14 protein-coding genes are annotated in these 18,181 nt (G+C 61.7%); all 14 read right to left on the bottom strand.

The features are described from left to right. Positions 1 to 52: 52 nt before the first annotated feature. Positions 53 to 838 carry an HNH endonuclease gene (locus tag HS053_RS12015; protein WP_174211499.1) on the bottom strand — a complete coding sequence of 262 codons (786 nt, stop codon included), beginning with the start codon at positions 836 to 838 and terminating at the stop codon, positions 53 to 55. Positions 839 to 958: 120 nt separating this feature from the next. Next, complete coding sequence (locus tag HS053_RS12020; protein WP_174211500.1) at positions 959 to 1,255, bottom strand: 50S ribosomal protein L23; 297 nt, start codon at positions 1,253 to 1,255, stop codon at positions 959 to 961. Beyond that, positions 1,252 to 1,872 (bottom strand): 50S ribosomal protein L4, encoded by a 621-nt coding sequence (gene rplD, locus HS053_RS12025; protein WP_174211501.1) that lies wholly within the window; start codon positions 1,870 to 1,872, stop codon positions 1,252 to 1,254. The genes HS053_RS12020 and rplD overlap by 4 nt, the downstream gene beginning before the upstream one ends. Next, on the bottom strand, positions 1,869 to 2,585 hold the full coding sequence (gene rplC, locus HS053_RS12030; RefSeq protein WP_174211502.1) for a 50S ribosomal protein L3: 717 nt from the start codon (positions 2,583 to 2,585) through the stop codon (positions 1,869 to 1,871). Before rplC ends, rplD begins: the two co-directional genes overlap by 4 nt. Before the next feature lie 12 nt (positions 2,586 to 2,597). Further along, the gene (gene rpsJ / locus HS053_RS12035) at positions 2,598 to 2,906 is read right to left on the bottom strand and encodes a 30S ribosomal protein S10 (protein ID WP_054006329.1); all 309 of its coding nucleotides are present in this window, start codon (positions 2,904 to 2,906) and stop codon (positions 2,598 to 2,600) included. A gap of 104 nt (positions 2,907 to 3,010) precedes the next feature. Beyond that, complete coding sequence (gene tuf, locus HS053_RS12040; protein WP_174211503.1) at positions 3,011 to 4,186, bottom strand: elongation factor Tu; 1,176 nt, start codon at positions 4,184 to 4,186, stop codon at positions 3,011 to 3,013. An 80-nt stretch (positions 4,187 to 4,266) separates the two neighbouring features. Further along, complete coding sequence (fusA, locus tag HS053_RS12045; RefSeq protein ID WP_174211504.1) at positions 4,267 to 6,393, bottom strand: elongation factor G; 2,127 nt, start codon at positions 6,391 to 6,393, stop codon at positions 4,267 to 4,269. A gap of 9 nt (positions 6,394 to 6,402) precedes the next feature. Further along, a complete protein-coding gene (rpsG, locus tag HS053_RS12050; RefSeq protein WP_174211505.1) occupies positions 6,403 to 6,873 on the bottom strand; it encodes a 30S ribosomal protein S7 in 471 nt (156 codons plus the stop codon). 20 nt (positions 6,874 to 6,893) lie between these two features. Further along, positions 6,894 to 7,265 carry a 30S ribosomal protein S12 gene (gene rpsL, locus HS053_RS12055; RefSeq protein WP_165014620.1) on the bottom strand — a complete coding sequence of 124 codons (372 nt, stop codon included), beginning with the start codon at positions 7,263 to 7,265 and terminating at the stop codon, positions 6,894 to 6,896. Between the two features lie 249 nt (positions 7,266 to 7,514). After that, positions 7,515 to 7,838 carry a lipid-A-disaccharide synthase N-terminal domain-containing protein gene (locus HS053_RS12060; RefSeq protein WP_174211506.1) on the bottom strand — a complete coding sequence of 108 codons (324 nt, stop codon included), beginning with the start codon at positions 7,836 to 7,838 and terminating at the stop codon, positions 7,515 to 7,517. Beyond that, positions 7,839 to 8,561, bottom strand: a complete 723-nt coding sequence (locus HS053_RS12065) for a glycosyltransferase family 2 protein (protein ID WP_174211507.1) — start codon at positions 8,559 to 8,561, stop codon at positions 7,839 to 7,841. It lies immediately after the preceding gene. Between the two features lie 64 nt (positions 8,562 to 8,625). Beyond that, positions 8,626 to 9,519, bottom strand: a complete 894-nt coding sequence (locus HS053_RS12070; protein WP_174211508.1) for a DMT family transporter — start codon at positions 9,517 to 9,519, stop codon at positions 8,626 to 8,628. A gap of 135 nt (positions 9,520 to 9,654) precedes the next feature. After that, complete coding sequence (gene rpoC, locus HS053_RS12075) at positions 9,655 to 13,899, bottom strand: DNA-directed RNA polymerase subunit beta' (protein WP_174211509.1); 4,245 nt, start codon at positions 13,897 to 13,899, stop codon at positions 9,655 to 9,657. Between the two features lie 81 nt (positions 13,900 to 13,980). Further along, positions 13,981 to 18,114: a DNA-directed RNA polymerase subunit beta gene (rpoB, locus tag HS053_RS12080; RefSeq protein WP_174211510.1), complete on the bottom strand. Its 4,134-nt coding sequence runs from the start codon at positions 18,112 to 18,114 to the stop codon at positions 13,981 to 13,983. Positions 18,115 to 18,181 lie beyond the last annotated feature (67 nt).

Below are 18,181 nucleotides of genomic sequence, written 5' to 3' on the forward strand. Positions count from 1 at the left end.
TACGACCGCTGCCCGATCCTCTTCCTCTCCGCCTGCGCCCTCGCCGCGACTGTCATCTATTGGTTGTGAGTCCTGACCCTAGGGTGTAAGCCGTACTCGTCGTAATCCACTTTGGGTTGATATTGATAACTAAGCGCCAATCTGCAAACGCATGGTAGATATGGGGATCGAGGTCCAAATCCCCAGTGAACGGGGTGACCTGCCCCTCTGGTCGGTAAAGCGGCACATTCCTATTTCTGAAACGAAGGCGATCAAACGATACTATCCGGCCTACATATCCATCATGGGCAAATTCGATCTTTTCGGCAGGGTGCGCCTCCATTGGCAGATTGTCGAGAACCTTGTGGTATTGGCTCATTAACCGATTAAGACCGAAGCCAAGTTCCGACAGGTGGGTTGCTGGCTCCATGCGCACATGGCGTATCTGATATCCACGCATCACTGCGAATTCGTCCAGACGAGGCACGTTGAGGTAGGTGTACTGACTTATCACTCCTGCGGACCAACGTTGAGCTGGCGTCAATTGGCCCTCTAGCCACGAAAGAAAATCAGAGCGTATCTGCCGCAGACGTTCCACAGTGTACTCTTCTTCATTGTCGTCCACAATCTTGTGATGGTCGCGGCAAAGAAGCAGTAAGTTCTCGGGATCATTCCTGTCACCAGCAATATGCGCGCGACCTCGTGAAGCACTGAGCTTTGCGCCAACGATGTGAGCGATTTCACCAATCAGAGAGCGCCCACCAGGCTTAGATTCCCAAGCTAACTTTTTACGACAAATTGCACATCGGGCGGCAAAGAGGCCCCAGATCATTTTTTGCGTGATAACGCTTACAGTCATGGAAGACGGCACCTTAAAGGACACTCAGTGCGAGAGTGCCACTCTCCTACCAAAGAAAAAAGCCCCCGCCTTCCGGCAGGGGCTTTCATTTCGTAGGTCGGGGTTTACCCCGACTCGCCGTCAAAGACCGGTCGACACGTCGATGGTGTTACCCGCTTCGAGCGTCACATAGGCCTTCTTCTTGTCGCTCCGCTCGCCGTTGCGGCCGCGGAACTTCTTGACCTTGCCTTTGGTGATGGTGGTGTTCACCGCCTTCACCTTGACGCCAAAGACCGCCTCGACGGCTTCCTTGATCATCGGCTTGGTCGCGTCCATCGCCACCTGGAAGACAACCGCACCAGCTTCCGAGGCCATGGTGGCCTTTTCCGTGATGACCGGCTTCTTGATCAGGTCGTAGTGTTCGGGTTTCGCGCTCATTTCAGACGAGCCTCCAGGGCTTCGACACCGGCCTTCGTGATCACCAGAGTGTCACGCTTGAGGATGTCATAGACGTTGGCGCCGATGGTCGGCAGCACATCCACCCCTTCGAGGTTGCGGGCGGCCAGCGCGAAATTCGCGTCAACCACAGCACCGTCGATGATCAGGACGCGCTTCCAGCCACGTTCCTTGGCGGTCTTGGCCAGAGTGGCGGTCTTGGCTTCGTTCAGCGCAAGGCTGTCAACGATCACCAGTTCACCGGCTTTGGCCTTGGCCGACAGCGCATGGCGAAGGCCAAGCGCGCGGAACTTCTTCGGCAGGTCATGGGCGTGGCTGCGCGGGGTCGGGCCCTTCACAACACCACCGTGACGGAAGATCGGGGCCTTCTTGGAACCGTGGCGTGCGCCGCCGGTGCCTTTCTGGCGATAGATCTTCTTGGTCGAGTAGGACACTTCGCCACGGGTCAGCACCGAATGGGTGCCGGCCTGTGCCTTGGCCCGCTGCCAGCGCACCACACGGTGCAGGATGTCGGCGCGCGGGTCGAGACCGAACAGCGCTTCGTCCAGATCGATGGAACCGGCAGCGGCCCCATCCAGCGAGATCACATCAAGTTTCATGCTTCACCCCCAGCGGTCGCCACATCGGCAACCGGAGCGGCGGCACGCACGGCGGCCGGTTTCGGCGCGTCGGCATGGGCCGGTTTCTTCACGGCGTCCTTGACGGTAACCCAGCCACCCTTGGAGCCGGGCACAGCGCCCTTCACCATGATCAGGCCGCGGTCGGCGTCGGTGCGCACGATTTGCAGGTTCTGCGTGGTGGTGCGCACGGCGCCAAGATGGCCAGCCATCTTCTTGCCCTTGAACACCTTGCCCGGATCCTGGCACTGGCCGGTCGAACCGTGCGAGCGGTGCGAAACCGACACACCGTGCGAAGCCCGCAGACCGCCGAAGTTGTGCCGCTTCATCGCACCGGCAAAGCCCTTACCGATCGAGGTGCCGGCGATGTCAACGAACTGACCCGCCAGATAGTGGTCGGCGGTGATTTCCGCGCCCACTTCGATCAGGCAATCCGGCGTCACGCGGAATTCCGCGATCTTGCGCTTGGGCGCCACATTCGCCTTGGCGAAGTGGCCACGCTGGGCTGCGGTGGTCCGCTTGGCCTTGGCATTGCCCGCGCCGAGCTGGACGGCAGTATAGCCGTCCTTGTCAGCAGTGCGCTGCGCGACCACTTGCAGATTGTCGAGTTGGAGAACGGTCACCGGAACCTGGGTGCCGTTTTCGAGGAACAGCCGGGTCATGCCCAGCTTCTTTGCGATAACGCCTGAACGCATCTCTCTGTCCCCTTACACTTTGATCTCGACATCCACGCCAGCGGCGAGGTCGAGCTTCATCAGCGCGTCCACGGTCTGGGGGGTCGGATCAACGATGTCGAGAAGACGCTTGTGCGTCCGGATTTCCCACTGGTCGCGCGACTTCTTGTCGATGTGCGGACCACGCAGAACGGTGAATTTCTCGATCTTGTTCGGCAGCGGAATCGGGCCGCGCACGGTGGCGCCGGTGCGCTTTGCCGTGCTGACGATTTCCGCGGTGCTGGCGTCCAGCACCCGGTAATCGAAGGCTTTCAACCGAATGCGGATGGTTTGACCTTGCATCTGTTTTTCCTTCTGAACGTAGGGCGGGCAACAGGCCCGCCCCATAGGTTCACTGTGTTTCAAGGGTAGGCTGGGCAATTTGCCCAGCCTGTTGGTTCATTCGCTTATGCGATGATCTTCGAGACCACGCCGGCGCCGACGGTGCGGCCGCCTTCGCGGATGGCGAAGCGCAGTTTTTCTTCCATGGCGATCGGCGCGATCAGTTCGACGTTGAACTTCAGGTTGTCGCCCGGCATCACCATTTCAGTGCCTTCCGGCAGTTGCACGGTGCCCGTCACGTCCGTCGTGCGGAAGTAGAATTGCGGACGGTAGTTCGCAAAGAACGGCGTGTGACGGCCGCCTTCTTCCTTCGTCAGGATATAGGCTTCGGCTTCGAACTTGGTGTGCGGGTTCACCGACTTCGGCTTGCACAGCACCTGGCCGCGCTCAACGCCGTCACGGTCGATGCCGCGCAGCAGCACGCCGACGTTGTCGCCAGCTTCACCACGATCCAAGAGCTTGCGGAACATCTCGACGCCGGTGCAGACCGACTTCTTGGTGTCACGGATGCCGACGATTTCAACTTCGTCGCCGACGTTGATCACGCCACGCTCGATCCGGCCGGTCACAACCGTGCCGCGGCCCGAGATCGAGAACACGTCTTCGATCGGCATCAGGAACGGCTGGTCAACCGCACGCGCCGGGGTCGGGATATACGAATCGACCGCAGCCAGCAGGGCGCGGATCGAATCTTCACCGATGTCCTTGCGCTCGCCGATCATCGCCTGGTGGGCCGAGCCCTTGATGATCGGAATGTCGTCGCCGGGGTATTCGTAGGACGAGAACAGCTCGCGCAGTTCCATTTCCACCAGCTCGATCAGCTCTTCGTCATCAACAAGGTCAACCTTGTTCATGTAGCAGACCATGTAGGGAATGCCCACCTGACGGCCAAGCAGGATATGCTCGCGGGTCTGCGGCATCGGGCCGTCCGAAGCCGCGCAAACCAGGATCGCGCCGTCCATCTGCGCCGCACCCGTGATCATGTTCTTCACATAGTCGGCGTGGCCGGGGCAATCGACGTGCGCGTAGTGACGGTTCTCCGTCTCATACTCAACGTGCGCCGTCGAAATCGTGATCCCACGAGCCCGCTCTTCCGGCGCACCGTCGATCTGGTCATAGGCGCGGAATTCACCAAAATACTTGGTGATCGCTGCCGTCAGCGTCGTCTTCCCATGGTCAACGTGGCCAATCGTGCCAATGTTGACGTGCGGTTTCGTCCGTTCAAACTTTGCCTTTGCCATGATGGCCTCCTATTTCGGTAGGCGGATGGGCAAATTGCCCATCCTACGGGATGGTAGGATGGGCGATCCGCCCATCCCGCTTATGCGTATTTCTTCTGGATTTCCTGGCTGATGTTTTCCGGCACAGCGTCGTAATGGTCGAATTCCATCGAGAACACAGCCCGGCCCGAGGTCATCGAGCGCAGTTGGTTGATGTAGCCGAACATGTTCGCCAGCGGAACCATCGCGGCGATGACGTTCGCGTTGCCGCGGCTGTCCTGCCCGTTGATCATGCCCCGACGCGAGGTCAGGTCGCCGATGACGCCGCCGGTGTATTCTTCCGGGGTGACGACTTCGACTTTCATGATCGGTTCCAGAAGCTTGGCACCAGCCTTCTTCAGACCGTCGCGCATTGCGGCGCGCGAGGCGATTTCGAAGGCCAGAACCGAGGAGTCAACATCGTGGAAGGCGCCGTCGATCAGTTGCACCTTGAAGTCGATCACCGGGAAGCCTGCAAGCGGACCCGAGTCCATGACCGACTTGATGCCCTTTTCGACGCCGGGGATATATTCCTTCGGCACCGCACCGCCCACGATCTTGGATTCGAACGAATAGCCTTCGCCCGGTTCCGTCGGCGAGATGACCAGCTTCACGCGCGCAAACTGGCCGGTGCCCCCGGTCTGTTTCTTGTGCGTGTAGTCGATCTCATGCTCGCGCGAGATGGTTTCGCGGTAGGCCACCTGCGGCGCACCGATATTCGCCTCGACCTTGAACTCGCGGCGCATACGGTCCACGAGGATGTCGAGGTGAAGTTCGCCCATGCCCTTCATGATGGTCTGACCGCTTTCGAGGTCGGTCTCCACGCGGAAGGACGGGTCTTCGGCAGCCAGACGGGCAAGCGCAATGCCCATCTTTTCCTGGTCGGCCTTGGTCTTCGGTTCCACCGCGATTTCGATAACCGGGACCGGGAAGGTCATGGTTTCGAGAACGACGGGCGCCGCCGGATCACAGAGCGTGTCCCCGGTGGTGGTTTCCTTGAGGCCGCCGAGCGCGATGATGTCGCCGGCGAAGGCTTCGGTGATTTCCTCACGCTCGATGGCGTGCATCATCATCATGCGGCCAACGCGCTCGCGGCGCTGCTTAGTCGCGTTCATCATCGCATCGCCCTTGGCCAGCTTGCCCGAATAGATCCGGGTGAAGGTCAAGGAGCCGACGAAGGGGTCGTTCATGATCTTGAACGCCAGACCCGAGAAGGGCTGGGCATCATCGGCCGAACGGGCGATGTTGCGGGTTTCCGTCTCGTCGCCCGGCGCAAAGCCCATGTAGGGCGGCACGTCCAGCGGCGAAGGCAGATAGTCGATCACGGCGTTCAGAAGGGGCTGCACGCCCTTGTTCTTGAACGAAGAACCAGCCATCACCGGAACGAAGTCGATCGCCAGCGTGCCCTTGCGGATCAGGGCGCGCAGGGTTTCGGCGTCCGGCTCGTTGCCTTCGAGATAGGCTTCCATGGCGTCATCGTCCTGACCCACGGCGGTTTCGATCAGGTTCAGGCGCCATTCGTCGGCGGCATCCTTCAGATCGGCGCGGATCGGCTGACGCTTCCACGAAGCGCCCAGATCTTCGCCCTCATAGACCCATTCTTCCATGGTCACGAGGTCGATGATGCCTTCCAGCTTGTCCTCGGCGCCGATCGGCAGGACGATCGGCATGGCGTTGGCGCCAGTCCGGTCCTTGATCATCTTCACGCATTTGAAGAAGTCGGCGCCGGTCTTGTCCATCTTGTTGACGAACACGATCCGCGGAACCTTGTAGCGGTCAGCCTGACGCCACACGGTTTCGGTCTGCGGTTCCACACCTGCGTTGCCGTCCAGAAGAACGACAGCGCCATCGAGAACGGCCAGCGAACGCTCGACTTCAATGGTGAAGTCAACGTGGCCGGGGGTGTCGATGATGTTGAAACGGAACTTCTTGGACTTGTCCGAAGTGTCCGCGCCGGAATCGATCTGACGGTTCCAGAACGTGGTCGTGGCAGCCGAAGTGATGGTGATGCCGCGCTCTTGTTCTTGCTCCATCCAGTCCATCGTGGCGGCGCCGTCATGGACTTCGCCGATCTTGTGGGACTTGCCGGTGTAGTAAAGGATGCGCTCGGAGGTCGTGGTCTTGCCGGCATCAATGTGCGCAATGATGCCGAAGTTACGATAGCGGTCGAGCGGATAGTCGCGTGCCATGATGCCCTCTTACCAACGGTAGTGGCTGAATGCTTTGTTCGCATCCGCCATCTTGTGGGTATCTTCGCGTTTCTTGACAGCCGTACCACGGTTGTTGACGGCATCCGACAATTCGGCGGCCAGACGCTCTTCCATGGTGTTTTCGTTGCGCTTGCGGGCAGCGATGATCAGCCAGCGGATCGCCAGCGCCTCGCGGCGCTCGGAGCGGACTTCGACCGGAACCTGATAGGTCGCACCGCCGACGCGGCGCGAACGCACTTCAAGCGACGGCTTCACATTGTCCAGCGCCTCGTGAAAGGCTTGGACCGGCTCGCGCTTCAGGCGGGCCTGAACGCGCTCAAGCGCGCCATAGACGATGGACTCGGCGACGGATTTCTTGCCGTCGAGCATCAGGTTGTTCATGAATTTGGTGATAACGCGGTCGCCATATTTGGCGTCCGGGAGAATTTCGCGCTTCTCTGCGGCGTGACGACGGGACATGTTCCGCTACCTCTCCTGGATCACTTCGGACGCTTGGCGCCGTATTTCGAACGACGCTGACGACGATCTTTGACGCCCTGGGTATCCAGAACACCGCGCAGGATGTGGTAACGCACACCCGGAAGGTCTTTCACGCGGCCGCCGCGGATCAGAACCACCGAGTGTTCCTGAAGGTTGTGCTTTTCGCCGGGAATGTAGGAGATCACTTCGAAACCGTTGGTCAGGCGCACCTTGGCAACCTTCCGCATAGCGGAGTTCGGCTTTTTCGGAGTGGTGGTGTAGACGCGGGTGCAAACCCCACGCTTTTGCGGGCAGGATTCCAAGTGCTGCGACTTGGACTTCCGCACGTTCGCTTCCCGCGGTTTGCGGATCAGCTGTTGAATAGTCGGCATTCACGTTCCCCGTGTTGCTCTGTCAATACTCGCACCGGACCCCGGCACGCTGCTTCTCGACGTGTGCCTTGCGCGAATCGCAAAACACAACACCGCATCTGCCCGGATGACCCGAGACGACGCGGTGGAATTCCAGAGGATCGGGGTCGTTCAGGCCCGGATCTTGACCACATCAAGCATTCTGACCCCCACGGCAGAGAATCTCTGCCATGGAAGTGATCGGGGGGATAAGGGGTTCGCCCTGTGATGTCAAGGCGCCGCGCCGGGGTCGGCTTCCCGGGCACGATTGCGATGGATCAGCCACAGATTGCGCGAATAGATCACCACGCCGGGCAATTGGCCCAGGATGATCACCGGCTCAAGCTTCTTGATGCCGTAGATCAGCACGATCAGCCCGCCGATGATCGAGAAATACCAGAAGGCCACCGGCACAACCGAATTTCCCGCCCGTTCGGACGCGAGCCATTGCACCACGAAACGCGCGGTGAACATCAGTTGCCCGGCCAGACCGAAGATCAGCCAGGCCGCCTCGCCGGGGGTTTCGGCGCCGAAAGTGACCAGAAGCCAGTGCATCTATTCCTCCGCCAGCGGCTGCGCCTTTTTGCGCCGCCGGATCAGCCAGGCCACGCCCAGCAGGTCCACCGCCCCCACCGCAGCCCGTTGCAGGTTGGAATAGTTCGAGCGCCCTGCCCCGCGTGGCCGGTGGCTGACATCGACATGGGCGATCTGCCAGCCATCGCGGGCAAACAGCGCAGGAAGATAGCGGTGCATGTGATCGAAATAGGGCAGCGCCAGAAACCCCTCGCGCCGGAACGCCTTGAGCCCGCAGCCGGTGTCGCGGGTGTGGTCATCCAGCACCCAGGCCCGCAGCCGGTTGGCCGCGCGTGACGCCAGCTTCTTGGACCATGTATCCTGCCGCCCGACACGCTGCCCCGCCACCAGCCCGATCCGCCCCGATGCATCGGCCATGAGCGGCGCCACCAGCCCGGGCAGTTCCTCGGGCGGATTCTGGCCGTCACCGTCCAGCGTGCAGACCAGTGGCGCCTGCGCCGCGCGCACGCCGGAATGCACCGCCGCCGATTGCCCGCCGGAACGGTCGTGCCGGATCAGCCGCAAATGCGGCATGGTTTGCGCCCGCGCCCGCAGCACCGCCGCCGTGCTGTCGGTGGACCCGTCATCGACAACGATGATCTCGAACGCGCCGACATCGGTCAGCGCCCGGTCGATCCCCTCGACCAGCGCGACGATGTTCTCGGCCTCGTTCTTGCAGGGGATGACGACGGAAAGCTGGATCATGGGGGCGCCTTGCGCGAAAGCCGCGCCGGTCTCTATAGGGCCAAGACCGCCGCCGTGCAATTGTTCACCCGGCCGCAGCAGCGGCCGCGCGCCGCCGCGCCCGTTCCCGCGTAAGGGTATAAAGCCCTGTTGCCACCACGACCGCCGCGCCGATCAGGGTCAGCCCGTCCGGCAAGGTGCCGAACAGCGCCCAGCCCAGCACGATGGCCCAGAGGAGCGAGGTATAGCGGAACGGCGCCACGACGCCGATATCGCCCACCCGCATCACCATCACCGCCATGAGATAGCCCACCACCAGCGCCAGCGAGGCACAGCCGATTGTTGCCGCCTCGCGCAGCGACAGGGGCTGCCAGCCCTGCACCAGCACCCCCGCCAGCCCCATGCCGGTCACCGCGACCGAAGCCCAGACCGCCACCGCCGCCGAAGGCGTGGCGCGCGACAGGGTGCGCGTCGAAAGATCGCGCACCACCACACAGGCCACCGAAGCCAGCCCCATCAGAGACCAGTGGTCAAACCCCTCGGTCCCCGGACGCACAATCAGCAGGACACCTGCAAAGCCCACACCGATGGCCGACATCCGCCGCCAGCCGATCGGCTCTTTCAGCCAGAGCGCAGCACCCAGCGTCACCGCCAGCGGCAGCGCCTGCAGGATGGCCGAAAGATTGGCCAGCGGCATATGCATCAGCGCCGTCAGGAACAGCGCCGTCGCCACCACCTCGGCGACCGAGCGCAGCGCGATCACCCGGCGGTCGCGCCCGGCGGGAAACAGATTGAATCCCCCCGTCGTCATCCGCGCGATGAAAAGAAGCGCAACCGTTGCCACCAGCCCGCGCAGGGTGATGGCCTGAAACAGCGGCACGGTCTTGGTCGCGGCCTTCATGAAGCTGTCGTTGACCGTAAAGGCCAGCATCGAGCCGCACATCAACAGGATGCCGCGGGCATTGTCGGAAAGGGTCATTGCGGCTCCGTGCCTTGCGCCCGTCCAGACTTAACCGCGCCGCCCGGCAGGCGGAAGACCCCGCTTCCGCCGCAGCGCGGCAATGACAAAGGGCCGCGTGGTTTCCCACGCGGCCCCCTGACCCTGTCGCAGCGATTACTCGCCGCGGCTTTCCACGGTGTCCACCAGACCGGCATCCAGCCCGAAGTCCACCACATCGTCCATCGGCGCAGCCAGAGCGGCGGCCTGTTCGGCCTCGCTGCGGCGGGCGTCGATCACCACCTGATCGCGGTCGGTGGCAATCTTCTTGACGCGGCTGGTTGCCCCGCCGGTGCCTGCCGGGATCAGACGGCCGACGATGACGTTCTCTTTCAGACCGACCAGCTTGTCGCGCTTGCCCTGCACCGAAGCCTCGGTGAGAACCCGCGTGGTTTCCTGGAACGAGGCCGCCGAGATGAAGCTGCGGGTCTGCAGCGACGCCTTGGTGATCCCCAACAGCACCGGCTCGGCCTTGGCCTCGCGCAGGCCGCGGTTGCGGGCCTTGGCATTCTCTTCGTCCAGTTCGATCTTCTCGACCTGCTCGCCCTTCAAAAGCGTGGTGTCCCCGCTGTCGAGGATTTCCAGCTTTTGCAGCATCTGGCGAACAATCACCTCGATGTGCTTGTCGTTGATCTTCACGCCTTGCAGCCGGTAAACGTCCTGCACTTCGTCGATCATGTAGTTGGCAAGCGCCTCGATCCCCATGATCCGCAGGATGTCGTGCGGAGCCGGGTTGCCATCCATGATGTAGTCGCCCTTCTGGACGAAATCACCTTCCTGAACCGGAATGTGCTTGCCCTTGGGGATCATGTATTCCATCGGCTGGATCGTCTCATCGACGGCCTCGATGGTGATGCGGCGCTTGTTCTTGTAGTCCTTGCCGAAGCGCACATAGCCGTCGTTTTCGGCGATGATCGCGTGATCCTTCGGGCGACGGGCTTCGAACAGTTCCGCCACGCGGGGAAGACCCCCGGTGATGTCCTTGGTCTTGGCACCTTCGCGCGGAATACGCGCCACAACGTCGCCGGGCCGCAGTTCCTGACCGTCTTCGACCGACAGAATGGCGTCCACCGACATCGGATAGCTGATCGGATTGCCCGCATCGTTGCGCACGGGGTCGCCGGTCGCCGGGTCCATCACGATGACCTCCGGCTTCAGATCGCCGCCCTTCGGCGCCGAACGCCAGTCGGACACGATCTTCTGCGTCATGCCGGTTGCTTCGTCGGTGTCGTCGCGCACCGAGATACCCGAGATGAGATCCTTGAACCGGGCAACCCCCGCCTTTTCGGCGATGATCGGCAGGGTATAGGGGTCCCATTCGAACAGCTTGGTGCCGCGCTTGACCATCTGGCCTTCCTTGGCGTGAATCTTCGCACCATAGGTCAGCTTGTGGACAGCCCGTTCGCTCCCGGCCTCATCGACGATGGCGATGGACATGTTGCGGCCCACCACGATCTGCTCGCCATTGACGTTGGACAGCAGGTTCGCGTTGCGGAACTCGATCTTGCCCTCCTGGCTGGCTTCGAGGAAAGACTGCTGGCCACCCTGCGCGATACCGCCGATGTGGAAGGTCCGCATCGTCAGCTGGGTGCCGGGCTCGCCGATGGATTGGGCGGCGATGATGCCGACCGCTTCACCGCTGTTGACCAGCGTGCCGCGGGCAAGGTCACGGCCATAGCACATGGCGCAGACGCCTTCCTCGGCCTCGCAGGTCAGCGGGCTGCGGATGCGGGTCGATTGCACCGCCGCGACGTGGATCGCGTCGGCCTTGCGCTCGTCGATCAGCTCGCCCTTGGCCACCAGGATTTCCCCGGTTGCCGGTGCGATGATGTCATCCGCCGCCACCCGGCCCAGCACACGCTCGGCCAGGGTCTGCACCACTTCGCCGTCATTGACGGCGGCTTCGGCGGTGATCGCCCGCTCGGTGCCGCAATCATGCGAACGCACGATGCAGTCCTGCGCCACGTCCACCAGACGACGGGTCAGATAGCCCGAGTTCGCCGTCTTCAGCGCGGTATCCGCGAGGCCCTTCCGGGCGCCGTGGGTCGAGTTGAAGTATTCAAGAACGGTCAGACCTTCCTTGAAGTTCGAGATGATCGGCGTTTCGATGATCTCGCCCGAGGGCTTGGCCATCAGGCCGCGCATCCCGCCAAGCTGCTTCATCTGTGCAGGCGAACCCCGGGCCCCGGAGTGGGACATCATATAGACCGAGTTCGGCTCTTTCTCGGCGCCGGCGTCGTCATAACGCACGGCCGAGATTTCGGCCATCATCTCGCCCGCGACCTTGTCCGAGCATTTCGACCAGGCATCGACAACCTTGTTATACTTCTCGCCCTGAGTGATCAGGCCGTCCATATACTGCTGTTCGAATTCCTTCACCTGATCGCGGACTTCGTTAACGATGGTCCACTTGGTGTCGGGGATCAGCATGTCGTCCTTGCCGAAAGAAATCCCGGCACGGAACGCCTCGCGGAAGCCCAGACCCATGATCTGGTCACAGAAGATCACCGATTCTTTCTGACCGCAGTAGCGGTAGACGGTGTCGATGACGGTCTGCACGTCTTTCTTCCGCAGCAGGCGGTTCACCAGTTCGAACGGCGCCTTGGCATTCAGCGGCAGGAGATTGCCCAGACGCAGACGGCCGGGGGTGGTCTCAAACCGCTTCCAAACGATGTTGCCCTCGTCATCGACCTGACGCAGGCGGGCCTGAATCTTGGCATGCAGATGCACCGCACCGGCGGCCAGCGCGTGTTCGACTTCCTCGATGTCGCGGAAGATCTTGCCTTCGCCGACCATGCCCTTGCGTTCCATGGTGACGTAGTAAAGACCCAACACCATGTCCTGCGACGGCACGATGATCGGCGCACCGTTGGCGGGCGACAGCACGTTGTTGGTGGACATCATCAGCACGCGCGCCTCAAGCTGGGCTTCCAGCGAGAGGGGGACGTGAACAGCCATCTGGTCACCGTCAAAGTCGGCGTTGAAGGCCGAGCAGACCAGCGGGTGAAGCTGGATCGCCTTGCCTTCGATCAGGATCGGCTCAAACGCCTGAATGCCCAGACGGTGCAGCGTCGGCGCGCGGTTCAAAAGAACCGGGTGTTCGCGGATCACTTCGTCAAGGATATCCCAGACCTCGGGACGTTCCTTCTCGACCAGCTTCTTCGCCTGCTTGACGGTGCTGGAAAGCCCCTTGGCCTCAAGCCGCGAATAGATGAACGGCTTGAACAGCTCGAGCGCCATCTTCTTCGGCAGACCGCACTGGTGCAGCTTCAGTTCCGGCCCGGTCACGATGACCGAACGACCGGAGAAGTCCACCCGCTTGCCCAGAAGGTTCTGACGGAAGCGGCCCTGCTTGCCCTTCAGCATGTCCGACAGCGATTTCAGCGGGCGCTTGTTGGTGCCCGTGATGACGCGGCCACGACGGCCGTTGTCGAACAGGGCATCGACAGCTTCCTGCAGCATCCGCTTTTCGTTGCGCACGATGATGTCGGGCGCACGCAACTCGATCAGCCGCTTCAGACGGTTGTTGCGGTTGATGACCCGGCGATACAGGTCGTTCAGGTCGGACGTGGCAAACCGGCCGCCGTCCAGCGGGACCAGCGGGCGCAGTTCCGGCGGGATGACCGGCAGGACGGTCAGGATCATCCATTCCGGCCGGTTGCCCGACTCGAGGAAGGATTCAACGATCTTCAGCCGCTTGATGATCTTCTTCGGCTTCAGTTCGCCGGTCGCTTCCTTGAGGTCTGCGCGCAGCTGCTCGGCAGTCGCGTCCAGATCAATCGCCGCCAGCATTTCGCGGATCGCCTCAGCGCCGATATTGGCGGTGAAGGCATCGGCGCCATACTGGTCCTGCGCGTCGAGGAATTCCTCTTCGGTCATGAGCTGACCATAGGTCAGGTCGGTCAGACCCGGCTCGATCACCACATAGTTTTCAAAGTAGAGGATGCGTTCCAGATCCCGCAGCGTCATGTCCAGCATCAGGCCGATGCGCGAGGGCAGCGACTTGAGGAACCAGATATGGGCGACGGGTGCCGCCAGCTCGATATGGCCCATCCGCTCGCGCCGCACCTTTTGCAGGGTGACTTCCACACCGCATTTTTCGCAGACGACGCCGCGATATTTCATGCGCTTGTATTTGCCGCAGAGGCATTCGTAATCCTTGATCGGGCCAAAGATACGGGCGCAGAACAGACCGTCACGTTCCGGCTTGAACGTGCGGTAGTTGATGGTTTCCGGCTTCTTGATCTCGCCGAACGACCACGACAGGATCCGCTCGGGCGAAGCCAGAGAGATCTTGATCTCGTCAAAGGTCTTGACGGGCGCAACCGGGTTGAACGGGTTGGTGCTGAGTTCCTGGTTCATTTCCAAATCCTTGAAAGAGGGCGCGAGGTAGGATGGGCAATATTGCCCATCCTACGAAGGGTCATCGGACGGTTGGCCCGATCACTCTTCCTCCGCATCCAGGAGTTCCATGTTGAGGCCGAGGCCACGCACTTCCTTGACAAGGACGTTGAACGATTCCGGCACGCCGGCTTCGAAGTTGTCCTCGCCCTTGACGATGCTTTCGTAGACCTTGGTCCGGCCGGCCACGTCGTCCGACTTGACCGTCAGCATTTCCTGCAGGGTATAGGCGGCGCCGTAGGCTTCCAGAGCCCAGACTTCCATTTCCCCAAGACGCTGACCACCGAACTGCGCCTTACCACCCAGCGGCTGCTGCGTGACGAGCGAGTAAGGCCCGGTCGAACGGGCGTGCAGCTTGTCATCGACAAGGTGGTGCAGCTTGAGCATGTATTTCACGCCCACCGTCACCTTGCGCTGGAACTGCTCGCCAGTGCGGCCATCAAAGACCACCGACTGGCCCGAAGTGTCAAAGCCGGCCCGGGTCAGGGCGTCATTGACGTCCTGTTCCTTGGCGCCGTCGAACACCGGGGTCGCAATCGGCACGCCCTTGGTGACGTTGCCGGCAAGCTCCAGGAACTCGCCTTCATCGCGGTCGGCAAAGGCTTCGTCATAGGTCTCGTCGCCGTAGGCCAGACGCATCGCCTCGCGCACCGGGGTCATATCGCCCGAGCGGCGATACTCTTTCAGCGCCTCGTCGATCCGCAGGCCCAGACCGCGCGCGGCCCAGCCCATGTGGGTTTCAAGGATCTGCCCGACGTTCATCCGGCTGGGCACGCCCAGCGGGTTCAGCACGAGGTCAACGGCAGTGCCATCGGCCAGGAAGGGCATGTCTTCCACGGGCACAACCTTGGAAATAACACCCTTGTTGCCGTGACGACCGGCCATCTTGTCGCCCGGTTGCAGCTTGCGCTTCACCGCGACAAAGACCTTGACCATCTTCATCACGCCCGGAGGCAGATCGTCGCCGCGACGGACCTTTTCCACCTTGTCTTCAAAGCGATGGTCGAGCGCGCGTTTCTGCGCCTCGAACTGGTCGTGCAGGGCTTCGACATCCTTCGCCTCGGCCTCTTCGCCAAGAGCAAGCTGCCACCACTGGCCGCGCGACAGCGTGCCCAGCAGTTCGTCGTCGATGGTCGAGCCGGACTTGACGCCCTTCGGACCCTTGACGGCAACCTTGCCCATGATCAGCGTTTTCAGGCGCGAGTAGATGTTGCGCTCAAGGATCGCCAATTCGTCGTCGCGGTCACGGGCCAGACGTTCGACCTCTTCCCGCTCGATCTGCAGGGCGCGTTCGTCCTTGTCCACACCATGGCGGTTGAAGACGCGCACTTCGACGATGGTGCCATAGGCCCCCGGCGGCAGGCGCAGCGAGGTGTCCCGCACGTCCGACGCCTTTTCACCGAAGATGGCGCGCAGCAGCTTTTCTTCCGGCGTCATCGGCGATTCACCCTTGGGGGTGATCTTGCCCACCAGAATGTCGCCCGGCTGCACTTCGGCACCGATGTAAACGATGCCCGCCTCGTCGAGGTTGCGCAGCGCCTCTTCACCGACGTTCGGAATGTCGCGGGTGATTTCTTCCGGACCCAGCTTGGTATCGCGGGCGGCGACTTCGTATTCCTCGATGTGGATGGACGTAAACACGTCATCCTTGAGGATACGTTCCGAAATCAGGATCGAGTCTTCATAGTTGTAGCCGTTCCACGGCATGAAGGCCACGATCACGTTCCGGCCAAGGGCCAGTTCGCCGAAATCGGTGCAGGGGCCGTCGGCCACCACTTCGCCACGCGCCACGGTATCACCCACCTTCACCAGCGGACGCTGGTTGATGCAGGACGACTGGTTGGACCGTTTGAACTTGCGCAGACGGTAGATGTCCACGCCCGGCTCACCCGGTTCCAGCATTTCCGTCGCGCGGATAACGATCCGCTGTGCGTCCACCTGGTCGATCACGCCGGCGCGGCGGGCCATGATGGCCGCACCCGAGTCGCGCGCCACGACCGCTTCAATCCCGGTGCCCACGAAGGGGGCATCGGATTGCAGCAGTGGAACCGCCTGACGTTGCATGTTCGAGCCCATGAGGGCGCGGTTGGCGTCGTCATTTTCAAGGAACGGGATCAGCGAGGCCGCAACCGAAACCAACTGCTTCGGCGACACGTCGATCAGGTCGATGGCATCCGGCGGATTCAGCATGAATTCGCCCGCTTTCCGCGAGGAAATCAGGTCATCCTGGAACCGGCCTTCGCCGTCTTGTGCCGCGTTGGCCTGCGCAACCGTGTGGCGCATTTCTTCGGTGGCCGACATGTAGATGACGTCATCGGTCACCTTGCCGTCGATCACCTTGCGATACGGGGTCTCGATGAAGCCATACTTGTTCACGCGGGCGAAGGTCGCCAGCGAGTTGATCAGACCGATGTTCTGGCCTTCCGGCGTTTCAATCGGGCACATCCGGCCATAGTGGGTCGGGTGAACGTCGCGGACTTCAAAGCCCGCACGTTCACGGGTCAGACCGCCCGGCCCAAGGGCCGAAAGACGGCGCTTGTGGGTGACTTCGGACAGCGGGTTGGTTTGGTCCATGAACTGCGACAACTGCGACGAGCCGAAGAATTCACGCACTGCCGCCGCGGCCGGTTTGGCGTTGATCAGGTCTTGCGGCATGATCGTGTCGATTTCCACCGACGACATACGCTCTTTGATCGCGCGCTCCATGCGGAGCAGGCCGACGCGATACTGGTTCTCCATCAACTCGCCAACCGAACGCACCCGGCGGTTGCCGAGGTGGTCGATGTCGTCGATTTCGCCCTTGCCGTCGCGCAGTTCGGTCAGCGCCTTGATGCAGGCCACGATATCATCGCGGTCCAGCGTGCGCTGGGTGTCCGGCTTGCCCAGATCGAGACGCATGTTCATTTTCACCCGGCCAACAGCCGAGAGATCATAGCGTTCGCTATCAAAGAACAGCGTGTCGAAAAGCTGGCTCGCGGCTTCGACGGTCGGCGGTTCACCCGGGCGCATCACGCGGTAGATGTCCATGAGCGCGGTGTCGCGGCCCATGTTCTTGTCTGCCGCCATGGTGTTGCGGATGTAGGGACCGACGTTCACATTGTCGATGTCGAGAACCGGGATCACCGTTTCGCCCTGATCGAGCAAGAGCTTGACGGTGCCGCCCTTCGGCTCGCCGTCGCGGTCATACTCCATCGTCAGCTCGTCGCCGGCTTCGGCCCAGATCTCGCCGGTTTCCTCGTTGATGATGTCCTTGGCAACATAGCGGCCCAGGATATGATCGAACGGCACCAGAAGCTCGGTGACGGCGCCTTCGTCGCGCCATTTCTTGACCATGCGCGGCGTGGCCTTTTCGCCGGCCTTCAGGATCACTTCGCCGGTGGCGGCATCGACCAGATCATAGGACGGACGGGTGCCGGACACGCGGTTCGGGAAGAACTTGGTGATCCAGCCCTTGTTCTTCACATATTTGAAGGTGATCGTCTCGTAATAGGCATCCATGATGCCTTCCTGATCCATGCCAAGCGCATAGAGCAGCGTCGTCACCGGCAGTTTGCGGCGGCGGTCGATCCGGGCGAACACGATGTCCTTGGCGTCAAACTCGAAGTCCAGCCACGAGCCGCGATACGGGATGATGCGGCAGGCGAACAGCAGTTTGCCCGAGGAATGGGTCTTGCCCTTGTCATGGTCAAAGAACACGCCGGGCGAACGGTGCATCTGCGAAACGATCACCCGCTCGGTGCCGTTCACGATGAAGGTGCCGTTCTGCGTCATCAGGGGCATGTCGCCCATGTAGACGTCCTGTTCCTTGATGTCCTTGACCGACCGGGCGCCGGTGGTTTCATCGACATCGAACACGATCAGACGCAGCGTCACCTTCAGGGGCGCCGCATAGGTCAGGTCGCGCTGCATGCATTCGTCAACGTCATACTTCGGCTTTTCCAGCTCGTATTTCACGAACTCCAGCACGGCAGTTTCGTTGAAGTCCTTGATCGGGAAGACCGACTGGAACGTGCCCTGAATCCCCTCGCCGTCCAGCGGCTTCGGGCTGTCGCCCGAACGCAGGAAGAGATCATAGGAGGATTTCTGAACCTCGATCAGGTTCGGCAGGTCCAGAACCTCACGGATTTTGCCGAAATACCGGCGAATCCGCTTCTGGCCAACATAAGCTTGAGCCATGCTCGTCGTAACCTTTCTTTTCCGCCAACGCGGCTCCGTCGGGTCACGGAGGCGCGCCGCCTGGGCA

Origin of the sequence: Tabrizicola fusiformis (assembly GCF_013328815.1) — a bacterium.
In the GTDB taxonomy this organism is placed as follows: domain Bacteria; phylum Pseudomonadota; class Alphaproteobacteria; order Rhodobacterales; family Rhodobacteraceae; genus Fuscibacter.